The sequence below is a fragment of the Microcystis sp. LSC13-02 genome, assembly GCA_002282935.1.
In the GTDB taxonomy this organism is placed as follows: domain Bacteria; phylum Cyanobacteriota; class Cyanobacteriia; order Cyanobacteriales; family Microcystaceae; genus Microcystis.
In genome coordinates, this window is the sequence record MTBT01000146.1 from 12767 (window position 1) to 19489 (window position 6723).

5 protein-coding genes, 1 tRNA gene and 1 pseudogene are annotated in these 6723 nt (G+C 43.0%); 4 read left to right on the forward strand and 3 right to left on the reverse strand.

The features are described from left to right. Positions 1-321: 321 nt before the first annotated feature. Positions 322-1323, reverse strand: a complete 1002-nt coding sequence (locus BGL89_RS08885; RefSeq protein ID WP_286825404.1) for an Npun_R2821/Npun_R2822 family protein — start codon at positions 1321-1323, stop codon at positions 322-324. Positions 1324-1529: 206 nt separating this feature from the next. After that, complete coding sequence (locus tag BGL89_RS08890) at positions 1530-3014, reverse strand: hypothetical protein (RefSeq protein WP_286825400.1); 1485 nt, start codon at positions 3012-3014, stop codon at positions 1530-1532. A 127-nt stretch (positions 3015-3141) separates the two neighbouring features. On the opposite strand from BGL89_RS08890, the gene BGL89_RS08895 reads away from it, so the two are divergent. Beyond that, positions 3142-3214: transfer RNA gene (locus BGL89_RS08895), tRNA-Glu, on the forward strand. Between the two features lie 21 nt (positions 3215-3235). Here the strand turns inward: BGL89_RS08895 and BGL89_RS08900 are convergent. Further along, positions 3236-4585, reverse strand: coding sequence for a sensor histidine kinase (locus tag BGL89_RS08900; RefSeq protein ID WP_286825401.1), 1350 nt, complete (start codon positions 4583-4585; stop codon positions 3236-3238). Between the two features lie 429 nt (positions 4586-5014). Between BGL89_RS08900 and BGL89_RS08905 the strand changes: the two genes are divergently transcribed. The 3 genes and pseudogenes from BGL89_RS08905 to BGL89_RS08915 form a co-directional block, all read left to right on the forward strand. After that, positions 5015-5488 (forward strand): EVE domain-containing protein, encoded by a 474-nt coding sequence (locus tag BGL89_RS08905; RefSeq protein WP_286825402.1) that lies wholly within the window; start codon positions 5015-5017, stop codon positions 5486-5488. Between the two features lie 3 nt (positions 5489-5491). After that, on the forward strand, positions 5492-6346 hold the full coding sequence (locus BGL89_RS08910; protein WP_286825403.1) for a prohibitin family protein: 855 nt from the start codon (positions 5492-5494) through the stop codon (positions 6344-6346). Between the two features lie 85 nt (positions 6347-6431). Continuing rightward, positions 6432-6723, forward strand: a pseudogene (locus tag BGL89_RS08915) (restriction endonuclease subunit R); the annotation flags it as partial.

The following is a 6723-nucleotide window of genomic DNA, read 5'->3' on the forward strand; positions in this document are numbered from 1 at the left end:
CTTATGCAGACTTTCGAGTTCCAGGGTTCAACTCAATCGAGCCATTCACTACCGCCCACTCAGGGGATTCAAACCAATTTTATTTTAACATCAAGCCGTCCTAAAAGGACGGGGCTTTAACCCAAAATTTTGGTAAGAGGTTTTTTCTGAGATGTAGTGGCGCGCTATACATTCCGCTACTTTTTGGCTTTTTTTCGCCTGGAATCTTCTTATGGAGAAGATTAGACCTTGAAAATGTATAGTCATTTCAGATAAGTCTGATACAATCTAGACCGGTGAAACCCCTAGTAACTCCGGCATTGATCTTCTCAATCTTAATGATTATTTTCCTAAACCGAGTTTTCTGGTTACTTTTTGCCAAAAGGTAGGGGTCGGTGGTTGATAGGGTTTGGGACTATCGGTAAAGATAGGGCGTTGACTAGGTTGGTGGAGATAACGATAGTGTAAGAAAATATCTCGATAGGGAAAATCGAGATTTTCACCGCTACAAAGTCGAGTGAACAGAGTGGAAGATAAACCAATGTAGTGAAGGTATGTCAAGCGTTTGTCGTGGTCGTAAAGAATATTATCTAAAGCCTGAAAATGGGGAGAGGTGACACAGCAGCCGGTGCGTTCTTCTTTAGGCAATTGAAGAGCTAGATTATATATAGAAAAATTTGAGCGCATCATCATATAATTGACAATAGTTTGATCGGGAGCCATCGGATAGAGAATTTCCGCTTCCCCTGCTCGCAATCGTTCTATGAGCCAATCTCGCTGATTTTCATCGAACAAACCAGTTTTAGAAGCGTAGAAACCTGCACAAAAAATCTCCTTTTCGATACGATCACGGGAAAAAACCTCGAATAATTTTGGTCGAGAAACTTCGTAGACATGAGTGGGATCTTTGTGCTGAAAGTCATAAACAACACAATCGTGCCTATCTAGGATAGCGAAGATTTTATCAATGGCATCGAGTAGCAATGTGTCCCCATCCATGTAGATAAAACGCTCGAAGGGACTATCAAAAGCAATAAAACGGTGGTGCATTCCCATACGATAATATCGGTCAGTGCAACCCGATTTCAACCAACGTTCGCGGGCTTGCGGGTGGCTATCCCAAATCGACTTGGCGAAATTTTCCCAACGTTCGATAATTTCCTGATTATCAAATAACTCTACATTAGGACGTTGAGCAATTTCCGCCTTGATACGTTCGGTGTTGTCATCGTAGGGATAGACACAAACAGGAAGATCTTTTCCCCCATTTACCTCGATGCTGTTGAGTAGGGCGACTAATTGATCGTAAACGCGATCGTTGGCTAAGGTACAGATACCGTCCATAAGTAATGCCAAGGAAAAAATCAAAACATATTATCTTTGCCGTTAGTTTAGCTTATTTTTGTCGATAAATTTCGGTAATTTCAGATTATAGCCATGAACTTAACTGCTGAAATGCCTAAGATTGATAGAGGTAAGTCCCTCAAGATAGTCTCAATTTTCTCACAACAGAAAGACTACTCGATCGGCTATACCCAAAACCGATCGATTTAGCGTTTGCGTTTGAGTAATTTAGAAATGCGTCGATTGTACCGCAACCAACGCCAGATTTTAATAACTAATTCCTCCACCCATAAAATAATCGCATCTAATCCCTCTAAAATCCGTTCTAAGGGGTGTTTAACGTAGCCGACGGGGGTTGATTCGGTTTCTAACCATTCTTCGTTAATTGGTTGAATTATCTCCCTAGCGTAGCGGGGATCTAATTGGGTTGTGGGGGGGGATTCTCCCGGAGTAATTTCAGCGGCGGCCGGGGGGATTTTTTGTAAAGATTTATTTTGTTTTTCTTGACTAAAAGCTTTTTTTGTGCTATGGGACTGGGGAAGGGGATGAGCGGGGTTAAGGCGCGGTTTTTCGGAGTCTTGGGGAGAAATAGCCAAGATATCGGCGGATTCTAGCCAAGGTTGCTCGCTGACGGCGGAAAATGTCAGGGATTGGCGAGAGGAAAAGAAGTGATCGATCGCCGCTTGGATGAGTTTGCCGATCGTGAAGGGATCAGCTTGGGTTTGTTTTTCTGGCCAATCCTGGAGACGTTGCTTGAAGCTGATCAGCAGAGAATTAGGAAAACTTAAGGGATATTTTGCCGATAAAGCGGGTGAATCAGCACTATATTCTAAATTATTCTTCTCTTTTGCCCAGAAATGCTCGATCGCCGCATAAATTAACCAATAAAGGCCCCAGAGATAGGAGGAATTTTTCTCTAGAGTCGGGGACTCGTTAACGATCTCGGAAGGGGGGTTAGGGGTGTGGCTCAAACTGCTGGGGATTGCGGGGGAGATAGCGAGAAATTTAGCCTCGAAAATTGCTAATTTTTCGTCAATAACTTCTAAAATCGCTTGAGAATTTAAATTAGGCAGTGGTAAGGAGGGTGGTGTCGGGGTTTTGACGAGATGGGATTCCTGGAATAGATTTATGGCGATCGCTATTTGCCCCTGTTGTTCCCAGCGTAGTAGGTTCCAAAACCAACGGATCGGGGGTAAGACAGGATTTTTGTCGGTAAAATTCGGTAATAAAGGCGGATATTGCCGATTTAATCGCTTAATTCTCCGTTTTGCCAGGGCGTAGTTAGCCAGTGCCGTCCTAATTTGTTTTTCTATTTGTCTTTGGGTTTGATTATCGGTGATTTTAACAGTCTGGTGATCGTTAGTGACGAAAACTAAAGCTTGATCCTCTAGATCAGCTGCTATGCCAATAAATGGCGTTTCTTGGTCAGATAAGCTCTGTAGAAATTCTTCGATCGCATCCGTCCCATCTTTTCCGGGGGGTGATAATTGTTTCTGGAGACTGTTCCCCAATTGATTAGCCGTCATCCGCAGCGATTGTACCAGCAAATAGACGGGATAGAGGGCTATTTGCAGGGCAATAGCGATCGCATTTTGACCGCGACGGGAGACGCGGCCGAGGTTATCTTTCAGACGGATCAAACGACGGTTGATCAGGTTGAACAGTCGGCTTTTATAGGGATCGGCAGCCATGGATTTTGGGCGATAACATCTTCAATTAGACTATCCTATTGTGCAAGGGCGGGATTAAAAAATTTTTTGCCAAAACCCTTGACTCCCAGAAAGATTATTGTTATATTTAAAAAGGTCTGAAATCCACGCCCCCATCGTCTAGTGGCCTAGGACACCTCCCTTTCACGGAGGCGACAGGGATTCGAATTCCCTTGGGGGTATGATAAAGAAGGTCAGAGGTGTTAAGCTTCTGACCTTTCAGTTTTTTTCTCCCGTTGATGGCTTTTCGGTAAGGTGACGGTGAAGATTGTTCCTCGATCGATCTGACTTTCGACGCTAATTTGTCCATGATGACTGAGGGTAATCGCTAAAGCGATCGCTAATCCTAATCCTGTTCCCCCGGAAGTGGCAGAATTTTGTCGTGCGGGATCGAGACGATAAAAGCGATCGAAAATATGGGACAAAGCAGCCTCGGGAATACCGATTCCGTTATCTTTGACGCGTACCAGTAACACCGATTGTCGATCGCGTTTACTTTTTTCCAATTCCACTGCCAGATTTTTAGGCTCAGATTCGGGCAAAAAAGCGTGTTTTAGGGCATTAGAGATTAAATTTGTGAATAAACGTGCTAATTGATCCCAATCTCCCCGCATAGTAAACATTTCATCGCTGTAGGAAAAATCCTCTTGGTCTGGTTCCACAATCGACAAAGAGAGGGAAATTCCCTGCTTATCGGCGATTAAACGCTGTTCTTCCACCACTTCCATCAATAAAGCATCCAAAGGTACAGCTTGCTCAATCGGTTGGACGATGCCACTATCAGAACGGGCTAAAAAGAGCAGATCATTGACTAAATTGCCCAATCTTTCCGTTAAACGATCGATCACTTGCAAGCGTTGATGGCCAGTTTGGGGATAAGCGATCGCCATTTGCACGTTAGTTTGAATAGTGGCGATCGGATTGCGTAATTCATGGGAAGCATCGGCGGTAAATTGTTTTAAACTCTGATAGGACTCTTTTACTGGTTGAATGGCTAAACCGGACAAAAACCAACCAATCCAGGCGACACTGGCAATCATCAGGCAAATTCCGGCGATTAAATCCCATAATAGCTGTCTAATCGGTTTTGTCACCTCAAACCAAGGATGACTTACCCGCAGATATCCCAAAACATAATGACCGATTTCCACCCTTTCGGTTACTTGTCGCAGCAGACGATCATCGGATAAGCGAATAGTTTCCCCCTGACGGTGGGGATGGAGGGGAATATCTAAGGATTCAGCCAGAGTTGACCAAAGTAGATTACCTTGGGGATCAAACCATTCCAAATCTATATGATCGTCCTCGACGGATTTACCCTGACTGGGAAAACTTGCGAGGGGATCGACGCGATAACGTCCTTGGTCCGGGGGAATCGATTCGATCACGAGGGAACGATTTACCACCTCAATGATGTGTTTGAGGGTATCATCAATGCGATCCACTAGGGTATGGCGCACATAAAAATACATTCCCGTAGCGAGAAAAAGCAGTAGTATGGCAGTGACGGCAGTGTACCATAAGGCTAAACGGCGGCGAGTGGCTTGGAACACCGATAATCTATGGATTGGCTAGAGATTTTTAGAGCAATGTATCCTATTTTACAGCTTATTTGAGCGATTTAATAATCGAGAATAAATTATTTTTAGCTATAGGGAAAAACTGGCGGTTGCCAAGAATAGTGCGACTTGAAGGCTTATAGTCCTTAAAAATTGCCGCTAACAAAGGTATTTTTAGATACATTCTCCCCAATAATTGTTTGAGTAGATCTACAAAAGCAGTCAAAGTGAATTATATTTAATACTAAATCCTTTGAGTATAGGCTACATATCAGGACAGGCACTCATGCAAGAGGCAAGAGGCAACAGGAGGAATAAATAATCAGTCTTTAATAACCAGATTTGGTATAACCCTATGGTAACAAGGCTGACAGGAACGGCTAAAAATATTTTTGAGCTTATTTGAATTAATAATAACGATAAATGATGAATTTAAATTACTGGTTAATGAAATCGGAACCCCATGTCTATAGTATCGAGGATTTAAAAAAAGATGGTCAAACTATTTGGGAGGGAGTGCGAAATTATCAAGCGCGCAATTTTCTCCGTCAGATGAAACGGGGAGATTTGGCCTTTTTTTATCATTCTAATACGACCCCGCCGGGGATTGTCGGCTTGATGCGCGTAGTGGAAACCGATATGATCGATCCGACACAATTCGATCCCGATAGTCCCTACTATGATTCTAAATCCTCCCCAGATTCCCCGCGCTGGTGGACGGTTAAAGTTGAATTCGATCGCCTTTTTCCCCAACTGCTGCTCCTAGGAATTTTAAAACAAAATTTTACCGCCGATGAATTATTATTAGTAAGGACAGGAAATCGTCTGTCAGTGATGCCTGTCAATCAAGCGATCGCAGTAAAAATTCTCGCTTTAGTCGCTCATCAAGGAGTATAAACTGTGAACCAGAAAGATGCTATTAATTTACTTTCCCTGATCGGGGGATTATTGGTCACTATTGTCATTTTAGCGGCCTTTAATGCCTATGTGATTATCACCCCCGGACAAGCGGGGGTTTTAAGTGTTTTAGGAAAGGCTAAGGACGGGGTTTTATTGGAGGGACTGCACTTTAAACCTCCCTTTGTTTCTAGTGTCGATATCTACGATGTTACGGTGCAAAAATTTGAAGTTCCGGCCCAAAGTTCCACTAAAGATTTACAAAATTTATCCGCTAGTTTTGCGATTAATTTTCGTCTCGATCCGACTCAAGTAGTGGCAATTAGAAGAACCCAAGGCACCCTACAAAATATTGTCGCTAAAATTATCGCCCCTCAAACCCAAGAATCCTTTAAAATTGCCGCCGCTAAAAGAACAGTAGAGGAGGCAATTACTCGACGCAGTGAGTTAAAAGAAGACTTTGATAATGCCCTATCGACTCGGTTAGAAAAGTATGGTATTCTAGTCTTAGATACCAGTGTGGTAGATTTGAATTTTTCTCCAGAATTTGCTCGGGCTGTCGAAGATAAACAAATCGCAGAACAACGCGCCCAAAGAGCCGTTTATATCACCCAAGAAGCGGAACAACAGGCCCAAGCAGAAGTTAATCGCGCTAAAGGGAAAGCTGAGGCACAAAGACTATTAGCAGAAACTTTAAAAGAACAGGGGGGAGGATTAGTTTTACAGAAAGAAGCGATCGAAGCTTGGCGCGAAGGTGGGGCCCAAATGCCCCGGGTTTTAGTCATGGATGGATCGGGAAAAAATAGCGTACCATTTTTATTTAATTATAGTGATTCTTTTCCAGAAAATACCCCCTAAATTCGGGTCTATTTTGTTAGCAAGAACAGCCGAGACACCTATCTTCCGCTATCATGGAAACAGCAATGTACTGCTTGCTAAATCAATGCTTACCCTCAAAACAAGTAAACTAACCCTTGCTGATGTTCAACGTCATCTCAATTTCCAAGAAAAGCTTGAGGATGTTTCATTTACAGAGCTTTTAGCTTTGGAAACCGTCAGCGAGGCAGAAAAATTAGAACTTGTTCAAATCCGCAACGATTTTCGACCCTATTTGATGGAAGATAAAGCATCAGAAGGACAAGTGAAAGTTTTAACCCTATTTCCCCTATTGCGGTTAGCGGGTTTTTATCGTTATCCGATTAAGATTAGGGTTGAAGAAGGGATTGATAATATTA

Excerpts from the sequence above, each read along its gene's own strand:
- BGL89_RS08905 (WP_286825402.1), top strand. The coding sequence starts at position 5,015 with ATGATGAATTTAAATTACTGGTTAATGAAATCGGAACCCCATGTCTAT.
- BGL89_RS08885 (WP_286825404.1), bottom strand. The coding sequence starts at position 1,323 with ATGGACGGTATCTGTACCTTAGCCAACGATCGCGTTTACGATCAATTA.
- BGL89_RS08890 (WP_286825400.1), bottom strand. The coding sequence starts at position 3,014 with ATGGCTGCCGATCCCTATAAAAGCCGACTGTTCAACCTGATCAACCGT.